Origin of the sequence: Streptomyces sp. NPDC096311 (genome assembly GCF_044763085.1) — a bacterium.
GTDB lineage: Bacteria > Actinomycetota > Actinomycetes > Streptomycetales > Streptomycetaceae > Streptomyces.
Window position 1 is genome coordinate 88,614 of sequence record NZ_JBIWFN010000024.1, and the last position, 25,304, is coordinate 113,917.

A 25,304-nucleotide genomic window follows, 5' to 3' on the forward strand; every position below is an offset into this window, starting at 1 on the left:
TTGTCGGTCCGGGGTGTCCCGCTGTGCGCTCTGCTGTGGGCTCGGCGCGGTGTCCGCCCGGGGGCCCCCGGGGGGGCGGGGGCGCCGCCCCCCCCCCCCCCCCCCCCCGGGCCTTCGTGGCGAAGTGGGCCGGACGGCTCAGGCGGAGACGAGCGAACGCGAGGGCTCGGCCATCGCCACCGCGATCTTCCGGGGTCCGGTGAAGGGTTCCCGGCCATGCGCGGCCAGCATGTTGTCGACGACGAGCACGTCGTCGCCGGCCGAAGGCCGCGAAGCCGAAGGGCAGCCGCCTGGCCGCCGAGTACAGCAGCACGCCCCCGGCTGGCCGAGCAGTCCGGCGGCCCGGCCGCGCGCCTCGTTCTGGGCGAGGGCGGTGGGCAGATGCGCCGGGTGGACGAGGTTGCGTACCGCGCCACGCTCGGCAAGCCGTTTAAGCGCACCGCTTTCCCTGGGAGGGGTGCCGTGAATCGCCGTGGAGCCTGCTGAGCTGCGGCGTTCCACACCACAAGCGCGTTCCAAAACCGCCGGACCGCGCTATCACTTCCCCCGCGGCCCGTCGCTCGCCCCTGACCACAGCGGGCGACACCTGTGATGGTGGTGCAGCATGATGCCAGCGCGCTCAACAGCGAGGTCGGCCCTGATCGGACGTCGGCCGCAGCGAGATGCCGTTCACCCCGGGGTGTACGCACATGCCGTGCGGGACCAGCGGCGGGTGCGCCCTGAACGCGCTCGTGTCGTCACGCTGTTCCGCGGGCCGCAGACGCGAATCGCCGAGATCACTCATCGAACCCGCCGCCGCCCGACACGGCTCCGGGCGCCGCCCCTGCGGCTTCCGTGTGGTGCAGGGGCCCCGCCCAGGCCATAGGCCCGGGTCAGAGCCCAGGAGACGGACGATTCGGGGTACGCCGGGGTCAAGTTTCCTGACGCCCAGCGCCTCCGGCACGCCGCCATTCCCGGCGAACCCGGCGGTCAGTCCTCGTCGGATGCCAACCGCAGCGAGATGCTGTTGATGCAGTACCGCTGGTCGGTCGGCGTCGGGTAGCCCTCGCCCTCGAAGACATGGCCGAGGTGCGATCCGCAGCGGGCGCACCGCACCTCCGTGCGGACCATCCCGTGGGAGCGGTCCGCGATCAGCTCGACCGCGTCGGATTCCTTCGGGTCGTAGAAGGACGGCCAGCCGCAGTGGGACTCGAACTTCTCGTTCGAGGTGAAAAGTTCGGCGCCGCACGCGCGGCAGGAGTAGACACCCTTGGCCTTGGTGTCGGTGTACTCGCCCGTGAAGGCCGGCTCGGTGCCCGCCTTCCGCAGGACGGTGTACTCGGCCGGGGTCAGCTCCGCGCGCCACTGCTCGTCCGGCTTTTCGATGTCGTACGACATGAAGCTCAACCCCTCACAAACGTCACGGCTACTTCGACAGGCGGGTCAGGATCTCGGGACCGAGGTCCGTCACGTCTCCCGCGCCCATGGTGAGAACGAGATCACCGGGCTTCGCCATTCCCGCGACGACCGAGGGCACCTGCGCCTTGTCGTGGACCGGTGTCACGTCCGCGCCCGCAGCCCGCGCCGCCTCGATGATCAGCTCGCTGGTGACGCCCGGGATCGGGTCCTCGCGGGCCGGGTAGATGTCGAGCACGATCGAGGCGTCGGCCAGAGCCAGGGACTCGCCCATCTCCTTGGCCAGCTCCTGGGTGCGGGAGAACAGGTGAGGCTGGAAGACCACCAGGATGCGGCCCTCGGCACCCGCGCGCATGGCCTCCAGGTCGGCCGTCATCTCGGTCGGGTGGTGCGCGTACGAGTCGACGACCTGGACGCCCGCCTCCTCGCCCTTCAGCTGCAGACGCCGCTTCACGCCCGTGTAGGAGGCGATCGCGGGGGCCAGCTCCGCGGCCGGAACGCCCAGCGCCGCGCCCGCCGCCAGCGCGGCCACCGCGTTGTGCGCGTAGTGGCGGCCGGGGACGGAGACGGCGAAGGTCAGCTCCTTGCCGTCGAGGAGCACCGTCACCTCGCTCTTCAGGCCTTGGGGGAGCACGGACAGGACCCGTACGTCCGCGTCGGGCGCGTCGCCGTACGTCACCACCCGTACGTCCGCCGGCAGGCGCCGGGTCAGTTCGCGCGCGCCCTCGTGGTCCGCGGAGATCACCAGCGTGCCGCCCGGCACGATCTTGGCCGCGAAGGTCTCGAAGGACTCGTAGATCTCGTCGATGGAGGCGTAGTTGGCGTGGTGGTCGAGCTCGACGTTGAGGACGATCGCGACCTCGGGGGCGTACTTGTGGAAGCTGCGGTCCGATTCGTCGGCCTCGGCGACGAAGATCTCGCCGTCGCCGTGCAGGGCGTTCGAGCCGGGGGCGTCCAGGTCGCCGCCGATCGCGTACGAGGGGTTCAGTCCCAGCGCCGAGAGGGACACCGCGAGCATCGACGTGGTCGTGGTCTTGCCGTGCGTGCCCGCGACCGCGATCGGGCGCAGGCCGTCCATCAGCCGGGCGAGGGCGTCCGAGCGGTGGACCACCGGGATGCCGAGCTCGGCCGCGCGGGCCAGCTCCGGGTTGTCCGCGCGGATCGCCGAGGACACCACGACACAGGTGGCGTCGGGGGCCAGGTGGTCCGCCGCGTGGCCGATGTGCACGGTCGCGCCCAGCGCCCGCAGGGCCTCGGCGGTGGCGGACTCCTTCGCGTCGCTGCCCGCCACCTTCGCCCCGCGCTGCGCCAGGATCTTGGCGATGCCCGACATCCCGGCGCCGCCGATGCCGATGAAGTGCGGTCGGTCCATGGCGGTAGGAAGGCCGGGTGCCATGCGTGTATCTCCCAAGATCCGGTACGACGGTGAGCGCGCTCCCACAGACAGGAACCCGCCCCAGCCTATTCCGTGCGGCCCCCCGCAACCTCCCAGGGGCGCGGGGCCGTGACATGTGCGGCTCCGCCGCGTGGGCGCGACCAGCCACGTGCCGGCCGCACCCGACCGATCCCAGCAGCCCCCACGGCCCCCACGGCCACGCCGCCGGGAGCCCTAGACCTTGCTGTGCGAGAACAGTTTCAGCACCGGCACGCCGACCTTGTGGCGGGCCCGCGAGGCCCAGTCGCGATGGAAGAACTCCTCCACGTAGTGCGGGTCGGTCAGCACGATGACCTCGTCCGCGTCGATCTCGTCGACCAGCTCCTTGAGCGCGTCGAGCGGGTGGTTCTCGATGAGCCGCCCCTCGGCCTCGCTGCCGGCCGAGCGCAGCGCCACCAGCGACACGTCGAGGGCCTGCTGCCCCTGACCGGCCGCGTCCGCGCCCTCGGGCGTCTCACGCTCGTGGGCCGCTTCGTCCAGCTCTCCGAGCGCGACGTCGTCGATGGCCCGCAGCAGCCGGTCCGCCTGGTCGCCCCGCGGCTGGAGCAGCACATGGAAGGCGACCGCCTCGTCACCGTGCAAGGTGGTGACGAACTCCACGTCGGCGGACGTCAGGGCCTTCTCGATCATCAATACGCTTGTGAACACGACAGGCGCCCTTCTCCTCCGTGGGCCTCCTTGGCCCCCTGCGGAAACCATCCTGCCCCGTGATCGCACGGGGACTGCGATTTTCAGTGTGCCCAGCGGAAGATAAACGGAACGATCCACTCCGCTACCTTGCCCTGGCCGACGGTCTTGCCCTGTCCGACGGTCTTGCCCTGGCCGACGGTCTTGCCCTGGCCGACGGTCTTGCCCTGTCCGACGCCGGGACCGACGCCAGGGCCACCGGTCAGGGGCGACGGTATCGGGCGAAGAGGAATCCGGCCTCCTCCAGGAGGGACGCCAGTTCGAACCGCTCGGGAACCGCCATCGCGGGCCCCCCGGCGATCCGCTGCGCGTCTCCCGCGGTGAGCGTCGGGGAAAGAGTCAGGCACAGTTCGTCGAGGACACCCGCCGCGACCATCTGGCCCAACAGCCGCGGGCCGCCCTCCGTCAGCAGCCGGGTCATGCCGCGCTCGGCGAGGGCACGCACGGCCCGTACCGGGTCCACGCCCATCCCGTCCCCGGCGATCACCACCTCGGCGCCCGCCTTCTCGGCCGCCGCCACCCGGTCGGGGGCCGCCGCGGCGCCCGTCAGGACGAGCGTGGGCACCAGGGGCGAGGTGAACAGGGGCAGCGAGAAGTCCAGGTCGAGGCTCGCGGTGACGACGGCGATCACGGGCGCCGGGCCCTGTCCGGCCGCCTCCCGGGACCCCGCGAACTCCGCACGTGCGCGCGCCGGACGGTAACCCTCCTGGCGTACCGTTTCCGCGCCGACGACCACGGCGTCCGCGAGAGCCCGCAGCACCCCGAAGATCCGCATGTCGGCGGCGCTGGAGATGCCCTGGGACTTTCCGTCGTGCTGGGCGGCGCCGTCGAGCGTGGAGACCATGTTGGCCCGCAGCCAGGGCTCCCGGACACCGGCGGGGCGGAGCTCGGGGTAGGCGTACGCCGCCGCCAGCTCCAGCAGTTCCCACTCACGGTCCGTCGCATCCGTCACATCCGCCACACCCGCACCAGGGGCATCGGGGGCCCCGGCGGTGGCCTGGGCTGCTGTTTCGTAGGTCACAGGGAACAGGCGTCGCATGTCGTGCAGTGTGGCACGGCCCTTAGAGTGGGGAACCGTGTCGTCCTCCACCGCCGCTTCCGGGATCGAACCGATACCCGAAGCAGCCCCCACGTCCCTGTGCGCCCGCGAGCCGCACGTCCCCGCGGACCGGCTAGTCGCCGAGATGGTGCCGCCGCCGCGCTTCGACTCCGTGCGCTTCGAAACGTACATTCCGGACCCGAACCAGCCGAGCCAGACCGAGGCCGTACAGGTCCTCGCCGGCTTCGCGGCCGGTCTCGGCGGGGCGCACGCGCTCGGCGGCGGCAAACGGGGCTTCTTCGGCTTCGGCAAGGCCAAGGCACAGAAGACCCCGGCCGGCCCCCGGGGCGTCTACCTGGACGGCGGCTACGGCGTCGGCAAGACCCATCTGCTCGCCTCCCTGTGGCACGCCACCCCGGCCGAGCCCGCGCTCAAGGCCTTCGGCACCTTCGTGGAGCTGACGAACCTGGTCGGCGCGCTCGGCTTCCAGAAGACCGTGCAGACGCTCTCCGGGCACCGTCTCCTGTGCATCGACGAATTCGAACTCGACGACCCGGGCGACACCGTCCTCGTCTCCACCCTGCTCGGCAAGCTGGTCGACGCGGGGGTCGCGCTCGCGGCCACCTCGAACACCCTGCCGGGCAAGCTCGGCGAGGGCCGGTTCGCGGCCGCCGACTTCCTGCGCGAGATCCAGGGGCTGTCCGCGCACTTCCGGCCGCTGCGCATCGACGGCGAGGACTACCGTCACCGCGGGCTGCCCGAGGCCCCGGCGCCGTTCACCGACGAGCAGGTCACGAAGGCCGCGTACGCCACGGCCGGGGCCTCCCTCGACGACTTCCCGCATCTGCTCGACCACCTCGCGCGCGTGCACCCCAGCCGCTACGGGGCCCTGACCGACGACCTGAAGGCCGTCTGCCTCACCGACGTCCAGCCGGTGCCCGACCAGTCGACGGCGCTGCGGCTCGTGGTGCTCGCCGACCGGCTGTACGACCGCGAGGTGCCCGTCCTCGCCTCCGGGATGCCCTTCGATCAGCTCTTCAGCGAGGAGATGCTGAACGGCGGCTACCGGAAGAAGTACTTCCGCGCGATATCCCGGCTCACCGCGCTGGCCCGCGACGCCAAGGGGCTCGTCGAGGCGTAGTTTTTCGGCCCCTCCACAGCGTTTTCGGCCCACTTCACTGTGAAACGTCGAGTTAACCCTGCAAACAACTTGCCGCGTTAACCTATGTATTGACATGGAGGACGAGACGCTGGGAGGGGGCGCATGTTACGAGGTACGACGGCCCGACCCCTGTACGTGCTCCTCGCCGCCGTCCTGATCAGCCTCCAGCTCTTCGCTCCCACCGAGGCGTTCGCGTCCGCGCACAGGGGCGAAGTCGTCTCCTGCGCCGAAGCGGAGCATCCGCACAAGGTGGCACCCCCTCTGGGCGCCCGTCAGCGGACCCGCGACGAGGATCTCGTCCCCGACACGCCCCCGCGCGCGCTGCTCGCGAGCGACCCCGCGGCCTCGTACGCGCCGCTCGCGCCCGCCCCGGCGCACCCGCGCACGTCGAGATCCCAGGCCTCCCACTCCCCCGCCGCACTTCAGGTCTTCCGCTGCTGAGCGGAGCGCGTCCCCCCACGCTCCGTCTTGTAAGCCGACGCGCCCTCAGGGCGCGCCAGGAGGAACTGACATGCAGCCCCTCATCGACCATGCCCGCTCCTTCGGCCGGCGGCCCGAGGAGTTCGCCTCGCTCGCCGACGGCCAGTCCCCGCAGGTCCTGTTCATCACCTGCTCCGACTCCCGGGTCGTTCCGGCCCTGATCACCGGCGCCCGCCCGGGCGAGCTCTTCGAGCTGCGCACCGCGGGCAACATCGTCCCGCCGTACGTCCTCGGCCGGCCGACCTCCGAGGCGGCCACCGTCGAGTACGCGGTGGACGTGCTCGGCGTGTCCGAGATCGTGGTCTGCGGCCATTCGCACTGCGGTGCCGTCGGCGCACTGGTGCGCGGCGAGGACCTGACGGCCGTACCCGCCGTGCGCGACTGGCTCGCGCAGGCGCAGCGCCCGTCCGACGCACCGGGCGACGACCCCACCGTCGCCGACGCGGTGCAGAACCATGTCCTCGCACAACTGCTCAGGCTCCGCGGATACCCCTGTGTGGAAAGGGCCCTGACGACGGGCCGGCTGCGTCTGCACGGCTGGTACTACGAGGTCCACACCGGGGCCGTGCGCGAACACCGTGCGCACACCGACACCTTCGAGGCCCTGTGAGCCGCGCGATGAACACTTCGAGCCCGCTGAGCAAACTCCCCCACCTGCGGCAGGACTTCGCCGCATCGATCGTCGTGTTCCTGGTCGCCCTGCCGCTGTGCGTGGGCGTCGCCGTCGCCTCCGGTGTCCCGGCGGAACTCGGCCTGGTCACCGGCATCGTGGGTGGTCTCGTCACCGGCCTGATGCGCGGCAGCAGCCTTCAGGTGTCGGGGCCTGCGGCCGGACTGACCGTGCTGGTCTTCGAGGCCGTACGGGAGTACGACCTCGCCGTCCTCGGAGTCGTCGTGCTCGCCACGGGTGTGCTCCAACTCCTCATGGGCGCCTTGAAGCTCGGGCGCTACTTCCGGGCCATCTCGGTGGCCGTCGTCGAGGGCATGCTCGCCGGGATCGGCCTCGTGCTGATCGCGGGCCAGCTCTACTCGATGGCCGGGCTCAAGGCCCCCGCCTCCGGACTCGACAAGCTCGCCGGACTGCCGGAGGCCGTCGTCGACGCGGCCCGCAGCACCGAGGCGCTGGCCTCGGTCGGACTCGGGGCGGGCACGATCGCCGTGCTCGTCCTGTGGCGGCGCCTGCCGCGCCGGGTGCGTACGGTGCCGGGGGCCCTCGGCGCGGTCGTGCTGGCCACCCTGGTGGCCTCGGGGTTCGGGCTGCCGGTGGCCAAGGTCGAGGTGCGGGGGCTGGTCGGCTCGATCCAGCTGCCGAGCCTGGAGGCCTTCGGGGAGCTCGCGAGCGTGGGCGTGCTCGGCACGGTGCTCGCCTTCACGCTGATCGCCTCCGCCGAGTCGCTGTTCAGCGCGGCGGCCGTGGACCGGCTGCACGACGGTCCCCGGACCGAGTACGACAGGGAACTGATGGCGCAGGGCGCGGGCAACACGGTCTGCGGACTGCTCGGCGCGCTCCCGATGACGGCGGTGATCGTGCGCAGCGCGGCGAACGTCCAGGCGGGCGCGCGGACGAAGGCGTCCCGCGTGCTGCACGGCGTCTGGCTGCTGCTGTTCGCGGCGCTGCTGCCCGCCGCGCTCGGCGTCATCCCGCTGCCCGCCCTCGCCGGCATCCTGGTGCACGCGGGCTGGAAGCTGGTCCCGCTGCGCGAGGTCGTCTCGCTGTGGCGCGAGCACCGGGGCGAGGCGCTGATCCTCGTCGTCACGGCGGTGTCGATCGTCGCCGTCAGCATGTTCGAGGGGGTGCTCATCGGGCTCGCCCTGGCGATCGCCAAGACGGCATGGGAGGCCTCGCACGTCCGCCTGGAGGTCATAGACAAGGGTGCGGGCCCCGTCCAGGCGTATCTGTCGGGCAACGCGACCTTCCTGAGGCTGCCGAAGATCCTCGACAGCCTCGAGGCGCTGCCCCAGGACCGCCCGGTCGAACTGGACCTCTCCGGCCTGCACCACCTCGATCACGCCTGCCGCACCGCGCTGGAGAACTGGTCGGCGCGGCACAGTGAGGCGGGGACGGAACCGGTGAAGATGACCATCGGCTGACCCCCGGGGCTCGCGGTCGGGGGGATCCTCGACCGCGAGCCCGCGTGAGGCATATCGTGGGATTAGTGGTGGTATACGGCGGCTCGAAAGGGGGTCGTCATGCTCGAAGAGCTCTTGGCCACGGCCGCGGTGGCCGGTACCGCGGGGCTGGTGTACGTCGCCGCGGCGGCCCGGGTCGTCAAGCAGTACGAGCGGGGCGTGGTGCTGCGGCTCGGCCGGCTCCGGGGTGGCATCAGGCCGCCCGGGTTCACCATGATCATCCCCGGTGTGGACCGGCTGCGTAAGGTCAACATGCAGATCGTGACGATGCCCGTCCCCGCGCAGGACGGCATCACGCGGGACAACGTCACGGTCCGGGTCGACGCGGTCATCTACTTCAAGGTGGTCGACGCGGCCGACGCGGTCATCCAGGTCGAGGACTACCGCTTCGCGGTCTCGCAGATGGCGCAGACCTCACTGCGCTCGATCATCGGCAAGAGCGACCTGGACGATCTGCTCTCCAACCGGGAGAAGCTCAACCAGGGCCTGGAGCTGATGATCGACAGTCCCGCCATGGGCTGGGGTGTGCAGATCGACCGGGTCGAGATCAAGGACGTGTCGCTGCCGGAGACGATGAAACGGTCGATGGCCCGGCAGGCCGAGGCCGACCGTGAACGGCGGGCCCGCATCATCAACGCGGACGCCGAGCTCCAGGCGTCGAAGAAGCTGGCGGAGGCCGCCGGGGTGATGTCCGAACAGCCCGCAGCGCTCCAACTGCGGCTGCTGCAGACCGTGGTGGCGGTCGCCGCCGAGAAGAACTCCACCCTGGTGCTTCCCTTCCCGGTGGAACTGCTGCGGTTCCTGGAACGGGCACAGGCTCAGCCGGGGGCGCCGACGGTGGAGCAGATACCGACGCGTCCGCGGCCCGACGAGCACAGGGACGACGAGTTCGTGCTCGATGAACCCAAGGGTGACAAGTTCAGGCGCGGCGAGGCGGAGGACGACGAGTTCCCGCTCGACAACCCCGGCACAAGCCCTCTCCCAGGCCCCGACTGATCGCCCCCACGGATCGCCTCCACTGATCGCCCCCACTCATTGCCGCGACCGCCCGCCGACCGCCTGCTAGCGGTCCCCTCCCATGAAGCGTGCCACCGTGAAGACGACGACGCCGGAGAGTGTCCCGGCGCGCTGACTGCTGACGAGTCCGAAGCCCCGGGGCGAGTGCCCCGGGGCTTCGCCGTGTGGTCACTCGCCCCTCGAGAAGCGAGGAGACCACCATGATCTCATCGAGGCGGACGGCGGCGCCTTCCCGCCCTGGCTCGCCCCGACCAGCCGGTGGCCCTGCCCGTCTCCGACGCACCGACCGAGGTCGAACAGGCGGCCGATCTCGGCTACTGGAGGACAGCTGACCTGCGGCCTCGGGCTGCCCGCCCCGGTCCGCGGGGTCCGGCGCGGGCAGCTGCCCGTCCCAAGCCTCTACGGCGACCGAGGCGGTGTGCGTGTGGCCGGCGCCGTGTGGCAGCCGAGTTGGGCGTCGATCTGGGCGGCGGTCCTCGGGCCGTCGTCGGTCCAGTACTGACCGGGCTTCAGTTGCGCGGCGGCGACCGTACGCAGGCTCACGACGTAGTCGAGCCCCTCACCCGAGGGGTCCAGGTATGCCACATCGAGGGTGCGCGGCACGGGGGCGGGCTCGGCCGCATGACGGTCGAACCCCTCGGCGGACCAGAGCCTGACGACGCCCCTCTTCGCCGAGGCCGTCCGCGGACCGGAGGCCCACCAGACGATCGGCGGGTTCGCGTCCTCGGCCTTGTCCCAGTCCGTGACGTCCACCCGCCGCAGTACGTCGGAGGGACAGAGCGGGATCTTGACGACGATCGTCTCCCCTTCGACCCTGGCCCCGGCCACCGCCGTGTCCGCCGGATCCGAGGGCCCCAGGAAGCACCCGCTCGCCAGCAGGGCGATCGCGGTGAAGAGGAGGACCGGTGAAGCAGCGCGTCGCCGGTTCGGCACCGGTACCCATCCCGTCTCGCGTCGGTCCTGCCGTTCGGATCGGTCGCGACAGGGGTTCGATCCTGCACGCGGACACGGGAAAAGGGAACCGGCGTACGAGACCGGCGCATGAGACCGACTCACGACACGGCCAGAGAGAGGGCGTGCGTTGCGCCGGGTCCAGCCGGGTGACTTCCGCGCCCCGGCCGCCGGGCACGTGCGAACAATGGGCGAATAGTAAGCATTGCCCACATATCTTTATCGGGTGATCATTCCAGTACGACGATTCGCCGCGACCTGCGCCCTCGGCGCACTCGGGGTCGCGCTCGCCGCCTGCGGGACCCCAGGAACCCCGCACGCCGCCCGCCCAGGGCAACCCGCGTCGGCCTCGGGCAGCGCAACCGCCCAGCCCTCGCGACCCCCCACACTCGCCCCCGGCTCCAGCGGTATCACCCCCGTCTTCACCAACGGTCCGCGCACGCAGGACAAGACCGTCGCGCTGACCTTCGACGCGGACATGACCGCCGACGAGGGGCCACGGGCCGCGGCCGGCGAGCACTTCGACAATCCCGAACTGATCGCCACGCTGCGCGCGTTCAAGGTGCCGGCGACCCTGTTCATGACCGGACGCTGGGCCGACGAGTACCCCAAGGAGGCCAGGGACATCGGGCAGGACCCGCTGTTCGAGGTCGCCAACCACTCGTACAGCCACTACGCCTTCACCGACAACTGCTATGGCCTGCCCACCGTGCCCCAGGAGCGGATGCGGGCCGAGGTGGAGGAGACCTACACCGCCCTCAAGAGGGCGGGCGTGCCGCACGCGATGCCCTACTTCCGGTTCCCCGGCGGGTGCTACGACCAGCAGGCCCTGCGCACACTGAGCGCCGTGGGCGTGACCGCCGTGCAGTGGGACGTCGTCAGCGGGGACGCCTTCGCGACCGACGCCGACGCCGTGGCCCGGCAGGTGCTGGAGGGTGTGAAGCCCGGATCCGTCGTCGTCATGCACTGCACGCGCAGCGCGGCTCCGGTGACCGAACAGGCCCTGCGGACGATCGTCCCCGAGCTGCGCAAGCAGGGTTTCCGCTTCGTGAAGGTCTCCGAGATGATCGGCTCGGCGACGCGGAGCGAGCGACACGGCACCACGTAGGCGTGCTCCGGTCCCGGCCTACGCTGGGACCATGAGCGACGACTACTGCGCCACCCCGGCGGCCCCCGTCCCGGCACCGGACCCGACCGACGCCGGGCCGCCGTTCGCCGAGTGCGTGCTGTGCCGGAAGCCGACCGAGTACCCGGAGTCGTACAAGGGGATCACGCTGTGCCCCGTCTGCGAGTGGCAGGAGGCACAGCGGACCGCCTGTTCCGGGTGAGGGTGACGGTGCCGGTGCCGGCGGCATGACCGCTCGCCGAAGAACCGATCTTCCGCCTGGCACACTGGAGGGCGTGAGCAGCGACCCGACCGTAGCCGACGCACCCGGCCGACCCGACGTACCCGGCTCGGCCGAGGACAGCCCCTTCCGATCCGAGCGCACCGCGCGCGACGAGGCCCCGCAGTTCGTGCTGCCGCTGGTCGTGCGCATCGAGAAGGCCGCTCCCCCGGCACGCACGGACGCGCTGGAGACCGCGGCCCGCGCCGTGCTGACGATCCTCGGCGATGAGCGGGCCCTCGGGGACGGTGACTGGGCGCAGGCGGTGCGGGACTGGCAGGACGCCCGGATCCGCAAGGTCGTACGACGGGCGCGCGGCGCCGAGTGGCGGCGGGCCGAGGCTCTGCCCGGCATCACGGTGACCGGGAAGTCCGCCGAGGTGCGCGTCTTCCCGCCGGTCCCCCTGGACGGCTGGCCGAAGGACCTGGTCAAACTCCAGGTGTCCGGCACCGACCTCGACGACCCACAGCCCCCGCTCGACGCGGACCCGACGGCGCCCGTGCTGTGGCTCAACCCCGACCTCGACATGTCGGCCGGCAAGACGATGGCGCAGGCCGGGCACGGCGCTCAGCTGGCCTGGTGGGAGCTGTCGGACGAGGAGCGGGCGGCCTGGCGCGACGCCGGTTTCCCCCTCGCCGTCCGTACCGCCGACCCGGCCCGCTGGAGCGGACTCACCACCTCCGGGCTGCCGTTGGTGCGCGACGCCGGGTTCACGGAGATCGCACCGGGGTCGTGCACGGTGGTGGCCGACCACCCGGCGCTGCGCTCCTGACCGATCCCGACCGACCCTGAGTGACCTACGGACCCGAGGAGGCGCGATGGCCGGGACCCGGCTGGACGGCAGGGTCGAACGCGGCAACCGCACACGGCAGTTGGTGCTCCGCCGCACGGTCGACATCGCCTCGGTCGAAGGACTGGAAGCACTGTCCGTGGGCCGTCTCGCCACCGAGCTCCAGCTCAGCAAGAGCGGGGTCTTCGCGCTCTTCGGCTCCAAGCAGGAGCTGCAACTGGCCACCGTGCGGGAAGCGGCGCGCATCTACGTCGAGCAGGTGACCCGGCCCGCGTCCGAGACCCCCGCCGGTGTCGCCCGGACCTGGCGGCTGTGCGAACTCTGGCTGGACTACTCCCAGGGCCGGGTCTTCCCCGGCGGCTGTTTCTTCTACGAGGTCATCGCCGAGTTCGACGCCCGGTCGGGGCCCGTGCACGACGCCGTCGCGGAGGCCCAGCGGGACTGGGCGGCCCATGTGGAGCACACCGTCACCGAGGCCCGGGACCTGGGTGAGCTGCGCTCCGACACGGATGCCGCGCAACTCGCCTTCGAGCTCATCGCGTTGATGGAGACGGCGAACGCGGTGTCGGTGCTGCGCGACGAGACGGACGTCTATCGCATGGCCCGCGTCGCCATCCTTTCCCGGCTGCGCGCGGCGGCGACCGACCCGTCCCTCGTACCCGAGCCTTCCTGACCTGCCGAGGTCTCCTGACCTGCCGAGGTCTCCCGAGCTGCCGAGCCTTCGCCGCGGGAAACCGCACGGCCGAAAACAAGTAGCACGATCGTTCGCTCAGTTTTATGCTCGGTGTATGACATCGACCGGAGTGGACATCGTCGAGCTCGACCGGATCGCCGTGTACGAGTCGCTGCGGCTCGTCGGACTGGCGCGGGGCACGGACTGGGAGCGGGACACACCGTGTGCGGGGTGGACGCTGCGCCGGCTGGTTGCGCACATGGCCGCGCAGCACCACGGGTTCGCGGCCGCCGCCCGGGGAGCGGGGCACGAGACGGCGTACTGGCGGGAGCCGCAGGACATGAGCGACCCGGAGCGGACCTACCGGGGAGCGGCGACGGCGGTGCTGGCCGCGTTCGCCGAACCGGGCGTGACGGAGGGGGAGTTCGTGCTGCCGGAGATCAGGGACGGGGGCGGGTTCCCCGGCGGGATGGCTCTCGGCTTCCACTTCGTCGACTACGTGGTGCACGCGTGGGACGTCGCCGCCGCGCTCGGCGCCGGGCTCGAACTGCCGGACCACGTCCGCGGGGCGGCCCTGGCCGTCGCCCGCCTCGTACCGACGGATCCGGCCGGTCGCGGGCCGGGGTTCGCGTTCGCGCCACCGGTCGACGCGCCCCCGGGCACGGATCCGCTGGACGAGGCGCTGCGGCTGCTCGGACGTACACCGGAGAAGTGGCCGCTGTCGGCCGACGGCGCGGATTCAGAGCCGATTTGACCTGAACCAAGGGTTCGCTTTAATCGCGCTTGAACATTCCCGGTGTCCCGCACGTATCTCACGTCGCTGGCCAAGTGCAGGTTTCCAACGACCAGTTGGTTTCCCCGGGAGGCTCATTTTGCGGCGTATCAATGGTTCTGCCTTCGTCATCGCGACGCTCGCCGCCACTGTCGGCGCGCTCGCGTTCCCGGTGTGGTCGTACGCCGACCGCGCCGGCACGGGGCAGGCGAATCTCGCGGCGGGGACGGTGAACACACAGTGGGGACCCCTGTCCGCCGCCGACCGCGATCTGATCGTGCGCGTGCGGCTGGCCGGACTCTGGGAACTGCCGGCGGGACAGCAGGCGATCGAGCGGGCTCCCAACAAGGCGATCGAGGAGGTGGGCGATCACCTGGTCGTCGGCCACGCCGACCTCGACAAGCGGGTGCGGGTCATCGCGGCCCAGCTCAATGTCGAGCTGCCGAACCAGCCGAACGCGCAGCAGCAGGGCTGGCTGCAGGAGATGACCGCGGCGACGGGCACGGAATACGAACGGAAGTTCGTGAACCTGCTGCGGGCCGCGCACGGCAAGATCTTCCCGGCGATCGGCGCAGTCCGTAACTCCACCCGCAACACGCTGGTCCGGCAGCTGGCCACGGACGCCAACCAGACCGTGCTCGACCACATCACCATCCTGGAGAAGACCGGGAGCGTCGACTTCGACGCCATCGCCAACGACACGGCCGCCCTGTCGACGGCGAGCCCGAGCGGTCCCCCGGCGCCGGCCGCCGGCGTCACGGCGCCCTCCGCGCCGCCGGTGCAGCCGGCCGACGGCGTCGTCGCCACGTCGAGTCCGTCGCCCGCGCCGCCGGGACAGGTCAACACCGCCCGGCCGGAGCCCTCGGATCCGGACAACGTGCTGCGGTAGCCGGTGCGGCCGCCGGCGCCTCGGGGCGCCGGCGGAACCTCAAATGTTGCTCTGAACGTCCGGCGTCATGGGTTCGGCCCCGCTTCCCGGGGCCATGACTCCGTCACGCCGGAACACGGGTCCGTCGTGAGGAGACAGCGGCCAGGGTTGCAGCAGCCGGGGTTCGAGCGGTGACGGAGGAGGCGACATGACACAGCCGAAGCGGCTGGGGACGGGAATCGGGTGGCGGCCGGAGATCGCCGAGGCCGTGGAGCGCATGCCCGGCATCGACTGGGTCGAGGCCGTGGCGGAGAACCTGTGCCCCGGGCATCTTCCCGAGTCGCTGCTGCGGCTGCGTGAGCGGGGTGTCACGGTGGTGCCGCACGGGGTCTCGCTCGGCCTCGGCGGCGCGGACCGGCCCGAGGAGTCCCGGCTCGCCGCCCTCTCGGAGCGGGCCGAGGCGCTGGGCTCACCCCTCGTCACGGAACACATCGCGTTCGTACGGGCCGGGGGCGCGCTCACCGCGTCGCCCTCGCTGGAGGCCGGGCACCTGCTGCCGGTCCCCCGCACCCGGGACGCCCTCGACGTGCTGTGCGAGAACGTCCGTATCGCGCAGGAGGCCCTTCCCGTCCCGCTCGCGGTCGAGAACATCGCCGCGCTGATCTCCTGGCCCGGGGAGGAGATGACCGAGGGGCAGTTCCTGTACGACCTGGTGGACCGCACCGGCGTACGCCTGCTCATCGACGTGGCCAACCTCCACACGAACCACGTCAACCGGGGCGAGGACCCTTCGAAGGCCCTCGGCGAACTCCCCGTCGAGGCCATCGCCTACGTCCACGTCGCCGGCGGCTTCGAACGGGACGGCGTCTGGCACGACAGCCACGCCCACCCCGTCCCCCGGCAGGTCCTCGACATCCTGGCCGACCTCGCCTCCCGCGTGACGCCACCGGGGGTCCTCCTGGAACGCGACGAGAACTTCCCGGACCCGGGCGAACTGGAGAGGGAGCTCGGGGCGATCAGAGTCACCCTGACGAAGGCACGGGCACGGGTCGTGACGCCGTCCGAAACCCCGGCAGGCCCGTATTCGGGTGAGGCCGCCGCCACCGCGAGCGGCACCCCCGGGGCAGCGGGGAACCACGCGGCCGACGTGGCCGTGGGTACGCGGCAGCGGCTCGCGCTCGGGCAGGCCGCGCTGCTGTCCGCGCTCGTCGCGGGTACCCCCGTACCCGAAGGGTTCGACCGGGGGCGGCTGGGTGTGCAGGCGCGGGCGCTCGCGACCAAGCGGGCGGACGTCGTCGCGAAGGTGGCGGTGGAGCTGCCGGAGATCCTCGGGGACGCGTACCGGCCGGCGTTCCTCGCGTACGCGGGAGGGCATCCGATGAGCGGTGGGTACCGCCGCGACGCGTTGGACTTCACCGAGTACATGCTGCTCGCGGGGCACCCCGAGGACGCGGAGACGCGGCGGCGGCTGCGTGCGTGGTGGCTGGAGCGATCCGGCCCGACCCCGCCGTCGCAGCGGCCCACGGCCCGGCTGGCCCGCGCGACCCGACGGGTACTGCTGCGCCGCTGACCCCGCCCGCGTCACAGGAGCCGACGCGCACTCCTACGCGCGCCGTAGTGCCTCGCTCCGGCAGAGTGTGCCGGGGTTAACACCGGTCCCCGTCCGGCCGGATCCCACGTCCGTTTTCCTGGGTTTCCTGATGGTCTGGGCTGCGGTCGAACTACCCCATTCGGCGCCTTCTTCCCACCCGGCAACCCTTTCTCCTCGTACGGCAGTTGGCGTAGCGCCCGAAGTAATATGCCAACCCGCACCCGTAGCGCACTAGCGTGCGGTGCCGCAACAGGAGGCACCATGCGATCCATCAACCGCACCGGATTGGTCAGTGGGACAGGACTCATCGTCGCGGCCCTCACCGCGACCCTCGCCGCCCTGATCTTTCCGATCTGGTCGTACGCGGACCGCGCCGGCACCGGCCTGGACACCCTGAACGCCCAGTCCGTGTCGACACAGTTCGGTCCGCTGTCCGCACTGGACCGGGAGTTCATCACCAAGGTCCGGCTCGCCGGGCTGTGGGAACTGCCCGCCGGCCAGCAGGCCGAGGAGCGGGGCACCACCCAGGCCGTGAAGACGGCGGGCGCGCACCTCGTCGAGGGCCACACGTTCCTCGACGCGCGCGTCCGGAACGTCGCCGCACGGCTCGGACTCGAACTCCCGAACCAGCCCAACGCCCAGCAGCGCGGCTGGCTGGCCACGCTCGACGCCGCGCACGGCACGGACTACGACCAGAAATTCGCGAACATCCTGCGCAGGGCGCACGGCAAGGTCTTCTCCGTCGTCGCCCAGGTCCGCGCGAACACTCGCAACTCCCTCGTACGGGACCTCGCCGACGACGCGAACACCACCGTGCTCGACCACATCAAGGTCCTCGAAGCCACCGGGTACGTCGACTTCGACGCCCTCGCCCAGGACGCCGCGACCGCGAGCCCGCCCCCGCTGACGGCTTCCCCGGCCCCGCCCGGTCCCACCGAGTCCCCGGACAGCCCCGTCCCCGTCACCCCGTCCGGAACCTATCCACTGCCCCCGGCCGCGTCCCGCCCCAAGAGCTAGCACCGCGGCGCCCCTTGGGGAGCGCCCCGGCGGGCACCGGAACGTCACAGAGCCACAACGCTCCGTCCATATCGTGGGCATACCGTGGCGCCGACCTGGACTCCTCGCGTAGAAAAACGCCATGTTCTGGGTCCTTCTCCTGCTCCTGGCCTGGGCCGCGGCCGGTATCTCCTGCACTCGGCTGTGCCTGGCCGCCGTGCGCGCGGCGGCGGTCGACGCCGACGCGGCGCGCGGACACCACCTCACGCTGTACGAGGCGGCGTTCCTGTCCGGCGGCCCCGCCCGGGTCGCCGATCTGACCCTGGTGTCGATGGCCCGTCAGCGGCGGCTGCTGCTCGCGCACACGGGCTGGGCGACCGTCGTGGACCCGCGCGGTCGCGACGAGATGGAGCGCTCGGTGATCGGGGCGATCGGTCCGCAGGGGCAGTCCCGGATAGCTCCCGTACGGGCGAGCACGGCCGCTGCGGACTCCGTAGGCCGCCTCGCCGACCGTCTCGTCGCCGCGGGCCTCGCCGTGCCCGACGGCGCCCGCACCACCGTCGCGAGCGCCATCCGCCAGGTCCAGGCCGCCGCAGCGGCCGTCCTCGCGCTCGGCGCCGTCGCCGTGCTGATGCCCTCCCAGTCCCGGGTGAGCGAGAACGACGTGCCGATCGCCGTGTGGTTCTCGCTGCCGCTCATCCTCACCGTGAGCTGTCTCGCCATCGCCCGCATCGAGGTCCACCCGTACACGCGCTGGGCCTCCCCGGCCGGACAGCGGCTGCTCGGCACCCTCGCCCGGCACCCCGACGCCACCGGCGACGACCGTACGTACCTCACCTCGGTCGCCGTACGCGGCGTCCGCGCGGTCGGCGGGCCGGAGCTGCGCGCGGCCTTCGCGCACCGCGACCGAAGCCCCGAGCGGCAGCGCTGACGGCGCCCGAGGGGGCGCATAGGGGTCATTGGGGCCGACACCGGCACCAGGTGCTTTACTTCATCAACTGACGAACCAAACATCCCTTTTGTCGCTGCCGTGCGCCGAAGGGGATACGCGATGAGAGCTGCCGTCCTGTACGGAACCACCGGGTCCTTGCTTCTGAGCGGCCTCGTCGCCGCCCCCGCGGGCGGTACGGCGGCCTGGCCGGACCCCGCGGCCGCCCTCGAGGCGCGCGGCACCGTCGTCGCCGCCGCCCGCGCCGCGACGGCCGGCATCCCCTGGGGCGCGTGCCCCAAGGGGGACCACTTCCCGGTCGAGATGCGCTGCGGCACGGTCACCGTGCCGCTGGACTACGCGCGACCCGACGGCAAGAAGATCAAACTGACCGTCAGCCGCGCCGGCGCCACCGGCAAGGACCTGCGCAACTCCAAGCACAAGGTGCCGCGTCAGGGCTCCCTCGTCTACAACCCGGGCGGCCCGGGCGCGTCCGGTATGTACTTCCCGCTGATCGGCTTCCTCCCCGAGTGGAAACGCATCGCGGCCGCGTACGACCTCGTGGGCTACGCCCCGCGCGGCGTGGACCGCTCGGCCCCGCTGTCCTGCGAGGACCCGAAGCGCTTTCTGAAGGGGCCCGCGCAGTCGCCGACGAACCCTTCGGAGACGTACAAGAAGGAGCGCATCGCGGAGGCACAGGCGTACGCCCGCGGATGCCTCAAGCGCTCCGGGCAGGGCATCCGGCACTACACCTCGCTCAACAACGCCCGCGACCTCGATGTGCTGCGCGCCGCGCTGGGCGAGCGGAAGCTGACGTTCATGGGGGCCTCGTACGGCACGTACTTCGGCGCCCTGTACGCGACACTCTTCCCCTCGCACGTACGCCGGATGGTGTTCGACTCGGCGGTGAACCCCGACCCCCGGCAGATCTGGTACCGGAACAACCTCGACCAGTCGGCCGCGTTCGAGGCCCGTTGGGCGGACTTCCGCGCGTGGATCGCCAGGCACGACAAGGAGTACGCGCTCGGCACCACGGCCCAAGCGGTGCTGGACAACTACGAGAAGGCGCGGGCTCGGCTCGCCGCGGCGCCCGCGGGCGGCAAGGTGGGGCCGCGTCAGTTGCAGGGCGCGTTCCTGGAGGCGGGGTACTTCGACGACTACTGGCCGAAGCGCGCCCTGGCGCTGTCCGCCTATCTGAAGGGCGACCCGAAGCCGCTGATCCAGCAGGCCGGGCCGCATCCGGAGGCGTCGGCCGAGGCGGAGAACGGCAACGCGGTGTACACGGCCGTGGAGTGCAACGACGCGTCCTGGCCGACGGACTGGCGTACCTGGGACCGGGACAACACGCGGCTCGCGCGCGTGGCACCGTTCGAGACCTGGGACAACGTGTGGATGAATCTGCCGTGCGCGTACTGGCCGGTGCCGCGGCAGAAGCCCCTCGATGTGCGGACGCTGCCCGGGGCGCTGGCGCCGGTCCTGATCCTGGCAGCCGAGCGGGACGCGGCGACGCCCTACGAGGGGGCGGTCGAGCTCCAGCAGCGGCTGTCCGGCTCGGTCCTGGTGACCGAGAACGGCGCCGGGACCCACGGCATCGCGGGCGGGCCCAACCACTGCGTCAACGGCTACCTGGACGCGTACCTGCTGGAGGGCCGCCTCCCGGAGCGGCGCGCGGCGTGCGCCCCGCACGCGGAGCCTGAGCCGGCGGCGCCGGGCGGTGACAAGACCACCCGGCACGACGCCCAGGCCCGTGAGGACGCGAAGACGACCCGCCAGGCTCCCTGATCAGGCGAGCCCGGCGACCAGCTCGGCCACGGACTTACGGCGGCCGGTGTAGAACGGGACCTCCTCGCGGACGTGCATGCGGGCCTCGGAGGCGCGCAGGTGGCGCATGAGGTCGACGATGCGGTACAGCTCGTCGGCCTCGAACGCGAGCATCCACTCGTAGTCGCCGAGGGAGAACGAGGCGACCGTGTTGGCGCGCACGTCCGGGTAGCCGCGGGCCATCTTGCCGTGGTCGGCGAGCATGCGGCGGCGGTCCTCGTCGGGCAGCAGGTACCAGTCGTAGGAGCGCACGAAGGGGTAGACGCTCACATAGTTGCGCGGCGTCTCGTCGGCGAGGAACGCCGGGATGTGCGAGCGGTTGAACTCGGCGGGGCGGTGCAGCGCCATGTTCGACCAGACCGGCTCCAGGGCGCGGCCCAGCCTGGTGCGGCGGAAGAGGTTGTACGCCTCCTGGAGCTCGTCGCTGGTCTCGGCGTGCCACCAGATCATCAGGTCGGCGTCGGCGCGCAGCCCCGACACGTCGTACGTGCCACGGACGGTGACATCCTTCGCGGCGAGCTGGTCGAAGAGCTCCTGGACCTCTTCGGCGAAGCCCGCGCGGTCCTCGGGCAGCACGTCCTTCAGCTTGAACACGGACCACAGGGTGTAGCGGATGACCTCGTTGAGGTCCTTGGCCAGCTTGCCCTTGTTCGGGACCCTGCCGGACTCGGTGGTGGGGGCGTCGTCACTCATGAGGCTATTCTCCCGCTCCGCCGTGCAGACTCTGCACCGGGTTCGCCCCCAGCGCATCCACTCCCGCACGGTCGCCGCCCAGCTGGTCCACGGCGGCGTACGCGCTCGCGACGCACGCGGGGATGCCGACCCCGTCGTACGCCGCGCCGCAGACGGCGAGCCCCGGGAGCTTGGCCACGTGCTCGCGGACGCGGATCACACGCGTGTGGTGCCCGACCGGGTACTGCGGCAGGCCGTCGTCCCACCGGGTCACCCGGGTCGCCACGGGCTCGGCGGCCAGGCCGGTCGCCTCGCGCAGGTCGTGCCGCGAGACGTCCACCAGGTCGGCGTCGTCGCGGCCCAGCACCTCCGTCTCGCCGTACCGCCCGACGGAGGTCCGCAGGACGAGCAGGTCGGGGTTCTCCTCGGCGATCCAGCCCCACTTCTGGGAGGCGAAGGTGGATGCCTTGATGGTGTGGCCGTCCACCGGCGGCACCAGGAAACCGCTCCCTTCGGGGAGGGTGACGTCCGCGCGCCGGTAGGCGAGCGTCACCAGCGCCATGGAGGCGTACTCGACACCGGCCAGCTCGGTGGCCGCCGCGGGCGCCTCGGCCCTCAGCAGGGCGGCGGCCGCGCCCGCGGGCACCGCGACGACGACCCCGTCCGCGTGCAGGACGCTTCCCCCGGCCACCACCCGCCAGCCGCCGTCCCCGGCGCGGCGCAGCTCCGTCACCGGCGCGCCGGTGAGGATCTCGCCGCCCCGCGCGCGCACCGACCGCGCGACCGCGAGCGGGAGTTGGCCCACTCCGCCCTCGATGCCCATGAACACCGGCCCGGTCTGCTGGGCCGCGACCGCCTTCGCCTGGATCTCGCGGACCGCCTCGGTCAGGGAGACATGGGTACCGAGGGCGGCGAACAGCTGGGGGACGGCCAGCCGCATCGAGATGCGGTACGCGTCGCCCGCGTAGACACCGCCCAGGAGAGGCTCGACCAGGCGGTCGACGACCTCGCGGCCGAGGCGTGCCGCCACGTACTCCCCCACCGCGACGTCGTCGCCGACTTCCGTGCGGGGCAGCTCGGCGTCGCGCTCGATGCGGGCCATGCCCTCGTCGGAGAGGACTCCGCAGAGGGCGGCGGCCGTGCCGGGTACGCCCATGACGTGGCCCTTGGGCATGGGGCGCAGCGCGCCGCGCGTCCACAGGGAGGCGGTCGCGGTGGCGGGCGGCCGGAGGCGGTCGGCGAGGCCCACCTCGCGGGCGAGCGCGACCGCTTCCGGGCGGCGGGCGAGCATCGACTCGGCGCCGAGGTCGACCCGCGCGCCCGCGATCTCGCCGGGCAGCAGCTTGCCGCCGACGCGGTCCGACGCCTCCAGGACGGTCACCCGCGCGCCGCGGTCGAGCAGGCGGTGGGCGGCGGCCAGACCGGCGATGCCACCCCCGATGACGACGACCTGTCCCGAACCCGTACGACTGTCCTGTGCGCGCATGCCTCCACCTTCTCAGACCCCGCTGAGGGGCCCGCCGGGACCCGGAGCCGTCGTCCCGTTCGGCGGTGCCCTGCGCGAGCCCCGACCGTGACCGCATCGCGATCGGATCCGGCAAACGTCGCGCCCGGTCCCGGCGTCGAAGGAAGGTCAGCAGTCACCGGCCACGGGGGTACGCCCACATGCACACACGACGTTCCGCACGAACCGGCCCGGTACTCGCCGGGATGGTCCTTGCCGCCGCCCTCGCGGTGACGGGCTGCGGCGCCGGCGGTGGCTCCGCCTCCAGCGCCGACAAGGCGGTCGCGCCGGGCGCCGAGAACGCCCGCTCGGGCGCGGCGGACGGCGTCGCCTCGGGCGCGGGCGGCGCAAAGTCCACCAGACCGTCCAAGGTCACCGGCACATCCGTGCCGGCCGGCAGCCACATCATCCGCACCGCCTCACTGACCCTGCAGGTCAAGGATGTGCCCAAGGCACTGGACTCCGCCCGCACGGCGGCCGTCGACGCGGGCGGCTACGTCGGCGACGAGACGACCACCCGGGACGGCGGGGGCCGCGAGCGCACCCGAGCCGTACTGCGTGTGCCCACCGACCGCTACGACGCGGTGCTCTCCGCCTTGGAGGGCACCGGGAAGGTCGTCGAGCGGACGGCGAAGGCGCAGGACGTCACCGACCAGGTCGTCGACGTGGAGAGCCGCGTCACGTCGCAGCGGGTCAGCGTGGCCCGGGTCCGCGAGCTGATGGACCGGGCCACCAAGCTCAGCGATGTGGTCGCCCTGGAAGGCGAGTTGAGCACGCGTGAGTCGGACCTCGACGCCCTGCTCGCCCAGCAGGCGTCCCTGAAGGACCGCACCGGCCTGGCCACCCTCACGCTCTCCCTCTCCGAGACCCCGCTGAAGGACGCCGCGAAGAAGTCCGACGCGCCGGGCTTCCTGGACGCGCTGACGGGCGGCTGGGACGCGTTCGTCACGATGCTGCGCTGGATCGCCGTGGTGTTCGGCGTAGTGCTCCCGTTCCTGCTGAGCGCCGGGCTCCTCCTCGCCCTGTGGCTGCGGCTCGCCCGTACGGGGCAGCCGCGCCGGCCCGGGGCCGAAGCGGCTCCCGCGAGCGCGGGTTCGCTGCCGGTGGCAGGGCCGGTGCGCGAAGAGGGTGGCGACGAGGACTGAAATGCCCGGTCCCCGTAGCGTGTTCGCATGAGCATGAGCCGTACGGAGCGACTGGTCGTGATCGGAGGTGACGCGGCGGGCATGTCCGCCGCGTCACAGGCACGCCGGATGCGCGGGCCCGACGAGCTGGAGATCGTGGCGTTCGAACGCGGTCACTTCAGCTCCTACTCGGCCTGCGGCATCCCGTACTGGGTGGGCGGCGACGTCCCCGAGCGGGACCGGCTGATCGCCCGGAGCCCGGCGGAACACCGGGAGCGCGCGATCGACCTGCGGATGCGCACCGAGGTCACGGAGATCGATGTCGACGGGGGCCGCGTCCGCTCGCTCGACCTCGAGACCGGGGCCGAGGAGTGGACCTCGTACGACAAACTCGTGATCGCGACCGGCGCCCGTCCGATCCGCCCCGACCTGCCGGGCGTCGACGCTCCGGGCGTGCACGGCGTGCAGACCCTGGACGACGGCCAGGCCCTCCTGGACACCCTGGCGACGACCGAGGGCCGTCGCGCGGTGGTCGTCGGCGCGGGCTACATCGGCGTGGAGATGGCCGAGGCGCTCATCAACCGCGGGTACGAGGTGACGGTCGTCAACCGCGGCAAGGAGCCGATGTCCACCCTCGACCCCGACATGGGCCGCCTGGTGCACACGGCCATGGAGAACCTCGGCATCACCATGGTCAACGACGCCGAGATCACCAAGCTCCTCACCGGGGACGCGGGCCGGGTCCACGCGGTGGCCACCGAGGACGCCCAGTACCCGGCGGACGTGGTCGTGTTCGGCATCGGCGTACGCCCCGAGACCACGCTCGCACGGGCCGCGGGACTCCCCCTGGGCGAGCACGGCGGGCTGCTCACCGACCTGGCGATGCGGGTGCGCGGGCACGAGAACATCTGGGCCGGCGGCGACTGCGTCGAGGTGCTCGACCTGATCTCGGGACGCGAACGGCACATCGCGCTGGGCACGCACGCCAACAAGCACGGGCAGGTCATCGGCTCCAACGTGGGCGGCGGGTACGCGACCTTCCCCGGTGTCGTCGGTACGGCCGTGAGCAAGGTCTGCGATCTGGAGATCGCCCGCACCGGGCTGCGCGAGAAGGACGCGCACCGGGCGGGCCTGCGGTTCGAGGCCGTCACCATCGAGTCGACCAGCCGCGCGGGCTACTACCCGGACGCGGAACTCATGACGGTGAAGATGCTCGCCGAGCGCCGCACGGGGCGGCTGCTCGGCGTGCAGATCGTCGGCGGGGAAGGCGCGGCGAAGCGGGTCGACATCGCCGCGGTGGCGCTGACCGCGGGCATGACGGTGGAACAGATGACATCCCTGGACCTGGGCTACGCGCCCCCGTTCTCACCGGTGTGGGACCCCATCCTGGTGGCGGCACGCAAGGCGGTGACGGCGGTACGCAAGAACGCCGGGTAAGAGGAGCGCCCCACGGCGCCCCTACGCCGATTCGTGTCCGGCGTTCCCGTTGATGCGGTCTATCGCCTGCCGCGCCTGCTCGGCCGGCGGCCGCGCGGGAAGCGAGGACACCGACGCCGAGGCGGTGACGGCCGCGGGCTGGGTGGTGGGCGGCTTGGCGTGGGCGGCCGAGCGCGCGGAGCGCAGTCGGTGGCTGACGGCCTCGTCGAGGGTCACCGGCCGCTGCATGCGCGCCGCGAGCCGTCCGGCCTCCTGGCCGAGCGCGGCGACGTCCTCCCAGGGGAGGTGCAGCACCAGGGCGATTTCCGCCTCGCCGTCGGGCAGGGCATGCATCAGAGGAGTAACTCGGTCGTTCATCGCCTGTGTCCTCACGTCTCTCGCGTCGCGTCTTCGTCGCGGCGCGGGCGGTTGAGGAGACATACGGATGCGGGGGCGGGGCCGTTCACG

26 protein-coding genes are annotated in these 25,304 nt (G+C 72.1%); 17 read left to right on the top strand and 9 right to left on the bottom strand.

Features of this window, described 5'->3' with window-relative positions:
- Positions 1-138: 138 nt before the first annotated feature.
- The 5 genes from ACIRA5_RS43500 to ACIRA5_RS43520 all read right to left on the bottom strand — a co-directional run bounded on the left by ACIRA5_RS43500 (position 139) and on the right by ACIRA5_RS43520 (position 4,556).
- A complete protein-coding gene (locus tag ACIRA5_RS43500; RefSeq protein WP_403701282.1) occupies positions 139-501 on the bottom strand; it encodes a hypothetical protein in 363 nt (120 codons plus the stop codon).
- Between the two features lie 468 nt (positions 502-969).
- On the bottom strand, positions 970-1,377 hold the full coding sequence (gene msrB / locus ACIRA5_RS43505) for a peptide-methionine (R)-S-oxide reductase MsrB (protein WP_403701083.1): 408 nt from the start codon (positions 1,375-1,377) through the stop codon (positions 970-972).
- Positions 1,378-1,405: 28 nt separating this feature from the next.
- Positions 1,406-2,791, bottom strand: a complete 1,386-nt coding sequence (gene murC, locus ACIRA5_RS43510; RefSeq protein WP_403701085.1) for a UDP-N-acetylmuramate--L-alanine ligase — start codon at positions 2,789-2,791, stop codon at positions 1,406-1,408.
- Between the two features lie 213 nt (positions 2,792-3,004).
- Positions 3,005-3,478: an indole-3-glycerol phosphate synthase gene (locus ACIRA5_RS43515; RefSeq protein WP_403701088.1), complete on the bottom strand. Its 474-nt coding sequence runs from the start codon at positions 3,476-3,478 to the stop codon at positions 3,005-3,007.
- A 241-nt stretch (positions 3,479-3,719) separates the two neighbouring features.
- Positions 3,720-4,556, bottom strand: a complete 837-nt coding sequence (locus ACIRA5_RS43520) for a pyrimidine reductase family protein (protein WP_403701089.1) — start codon at positions 4,554-4,556, stop codon at positions 3,720-3,722.
- Between ACIRA5_RS43520 and zapE the strand changes: the two genes are divergently transcribed.
- The 5 genes from zapE to ACIRA5_RS43545 all read left to right on the top strand — a co-directional run bounded on the left by zapE (position 4,555) and on the right by ACIRA5_RS43545 (position 9,324).
- Complete coding sequence (gene zapE / locus ACIRA5_RS43525) at positions 4,555-5,697, top strand: cell division protein ZapE (protein WP_403701091.1); 1,143 nt, start codon at positions 4,555-4,557, stop codon at positions 5,695-5,697. The genes ACIRA5_RS43520 and zapE overlap by 2 nt on opposite strands.
- Before the next feature lie 123 nt (positions 5,698-5,820).
- Positions 5,821-6,159, top strand: coding sequence for a hypothetical protein (locus ACIRA5_RS43530; RefSeq protein ID WP_403701094.1), 339 nt, complete (start codon positions 5,821-5,823; stop codon positions 6,157-6,159).
- A 70-nt stretch (positions 6,160-6,229) separates the two neighbouring features.
- A complete protein-coding gene (locus ACIRA5_RS43535) occupies positions 6,230-6,808 on the top strand; it encodes a carbonic anhydrase (RefSeq protein ID WP_403701097.1) in 579 nt (192 codons plus the stop codon).
- Positions 6,809-6,816: 8 nt separating this feature from the next.
- Entirely contained in the window at positions 6,817-8,289 is a 1,473-nt protein-coding gene (locus tag ACIRA5_RS43540) for a SulP family inorganic anion transporter (RefSeq protein ID WP_403701100.1), read from the top strand.
- A 99-nt stretch (positions 8,290-8,388) separates the two neighbouring features.
- Positions 8,389-9,324: a slipin family protein gene (locus tag ACIRA5_RS43545; protein ID WP_403701103.1), complete on the top strand. Its 936-nt coding sequence runs from the start codon at positions 8,389-8,391 to the stop codon at positions 9,322-9,324.
- Between the two features lie 420 nt (positions 9,325-9,744).
- On the opposite strand, the gene ACIRA5_RS43550 is transcribed toward ACIRA5_RS43545, so the two are convergent.
- Positions 9,745-10,278 carry a hypothetical protein gene (locus ACIRA5_RS43550; RefSeq protein ID WP_403701106.1) on the bottom strand — a complete coding sequence of 178 codons (534 nt, stop codon included), beginning with the start codon at positions 10,276-10,278 and terminating at the stop codon, positions 9,745-9,747.
- A 244-nt stretch (positions 10,279-10,522) separates the two neighbouring features.
- Here ACIRA5_RS43550 and ACIRA5_RS43555 point away from each other — a divergent pair, with 244 nt between their 5' ends.
- The 10 genes from ACIRA5_RS43555 to ACIRA5_RS43600 all read left to right on the top strand — a co-directional run bounded on the left by ACIRA5_RS43555 (position 10,523) and on the right by ACIRA5_RS43600 (position 20,081).
- Positions 10,523-11,404 carry a polysaccharide deacetylase family protein gene (locus tag ACIRA5_RS43555; protein ID WP_403701108.1) on the top strand — a complete coding sequence of 294 codons (882 nt, stop codon included), beginning with the start codon at positions 10,523-10,525 and terminating at the stop codon, positions 11,402-11,404.
- 31 nt (positions 11,405-11,435) lie between these two features.
- The gene (locus ACIRA5_RS43560) at positions 11,436-11,624 is read left to right on the top strand and encodes a hypothetical protein (protein ID WP_352048076.1); all 189 of its coding nucleotides are present in this window, start codon (positions 11,436-11,438) and stop codon (positions 11,622-11,624) included.
- 73 nt (positions 11,625-11,697) lie between these two features.
- Positions 11,698-12,453, top strand: a complete 756-nt coding sequence (locus tag ACIRA5_RS43565) for a peptidyl-tRNA hydrolase (RefSeq protein WP_403701111.1) — start codon at positions 11,698-11,700, stop codon at positions 12,451-12,453.
- A gap of 46 nt (positions 12,454-12,499) precedes the next feature.
- Positions 12,500-13,144, top strand: coding sequence for a TetR/AcrR family transcriptional regulator (locus tag ACIRA5_RS43570; protein WP_403701114.1), 645 nt, complete (start codon positions 12,500-12,502; stop codon positions 13,142-13,144).
- A gap of 115 nt (positions 13,145-13,259) precedes the next feature.
- Positions 13,260-13,898 (top strand): TIGR03086 family metal-binding protein, encoded by a 639-nt coding sequence (locus ACIRA5_RS43575; RefSeq protein WP_403701117.1) that lies wholly within the window; start codon positions 13,260-13,262, stop codon positions 13,896-13,898.
- A gap of 118 nt (positions 13,899-14,016) precedes the next feature.
- A complete protein-coding gene (locus ACIRA5_RS43580; protein ID WP_403701120.1) occupies positions 14,017-14,805 on the top strand; it encodes a DUF4142 domain-containing protein in 789 nt (262 codons plus the stop codon).
- 187 nt (positions 14,806-14,992) lie between these two features.
- The gene (locus ACIRA5_RS43585) at positions 14,993-16,354 is read left to right on the top strand and encodes a DUF692 domain-containing protein (protein ID WP_403701123.1); all 1,362 of its coding nucleotides are present in this window, start codon (positions 14,993-14,995) and stop codon (positions 16,352-16,354) included.
- Positions 16,355-16,636: 282 nt separating this feature from the next.
- A complete protein-coding gene (locus ACIRA5_RS43590; RefSeq protein ID WP_403701125.1) occupies positions 16,637-17,392 on the top strand; it encodes a DUF4142 domain-containing protein in 756 nt (251 codons plus the stop codon).
- Positions 17,393-17,513: 121 nt separating this feature from the next.
- Positions 17,514-18,302: a TIGR04222 domain-containing membrane protein gene (locus ACIRA5_RS43595; protein WP_403701128.1), complete on the top strand. Its 789-nt coding sequence runs from the start codon at positions 17,514-17,516 to the stop codon at positions 18,300-18,302.
- Positions 18,303-18,422: 120 nt separating this feature from the next.
- Complete coding sequence (locus tag ACIRA5_RS43600; RefSeq protein ID WP_403701131.1) at positions 18,423-20,081, top strand: alpha/beta hydrolase; 1,659 nt, start codon at positions 18,423-18,425, stop codon at positions 20,079-20,081.
- Here the strand turns inward: ACIRA5_RS43600 and hemQ are convergent, their stop codons facing one another.
- Together hemQ and hemG are read right to left on the bottom strand one after the other, a co-directional pair.
- Positions 20,082-20,813, bottom strand: a complete 732-nt coding sequence (hemQ, locus tag ACIRA5_RS43605) for a hydrogen peroxide-dependent heme synthase (protein WP_403701134.1) — start codon at positions 20,811-20,813, stop codon at positions 20,082-20,084.
- Between the two features lie 4 nt (positions 20,814-20,817).
- Positions 20,818-22,278 (bottom strand): protoporphyrinogen oxidase, encoded by a 1,461-nt coding sequence (gene hemG / locus ACIRA5_RS43610; protein WP_403701136.1) that lies wholly within the window; start codon positions 22,276-22,278, stop codon positions 20,818-20,820.
- A gap of 179 nt (positions 22,279-22,457) precedes the next feature.
- Between hemG and ACIRA5_RS43615 the strand changes: the two genes are divergently transcribed.
- Together ACIRA5_RS43615 and ACIRA5_RS43620 are read left to right on the top strand one after the other, a co-directional pair.
- On the top strand, positions 22,458-23,441 hold the full coding sequence (locus ACIRA5_RS43615; RefSeq protein ID WP_403701139.1) for a DUF4349 domain-containing protein: 984 nt from the start codon (positions 22,458-22,460) through the stop codon (positions 23,439-23,441).
- Positions 23,442-23,468: 27 nt separating this feature from the next.
- Positions 23,469-24,857, top strand: coding sequence for an FAD-dependent oxidoreductase (locus tag ACIRA5_RS43620; RefSeq protein WP_403701142.1), 1,389 nt, complete (start codon positions 23,469-23,471; stop codon positions 24,855-24,857).
- 21 nt (positions 24,858-24,878) lie between these two features.
- Here the strand turns inward: ACIRA5_RS43620 and ACIRA5_RS43625 are convergent, their stop codons facing one another.
- Positions 24,879-25,214: a hypothetical protein gene (locus tag ACIRA5_RS43625; RefSeq protein WP_403701145.1), complete on the bottom strand. Its 336-nt coding sequence runs from the start codon at positions 25,212-25,214 to the stop codon at positions 24,879-24,881.
- Between the last annotated feature and the right edge of the window lie 90 nt (positions 25,215-25,304).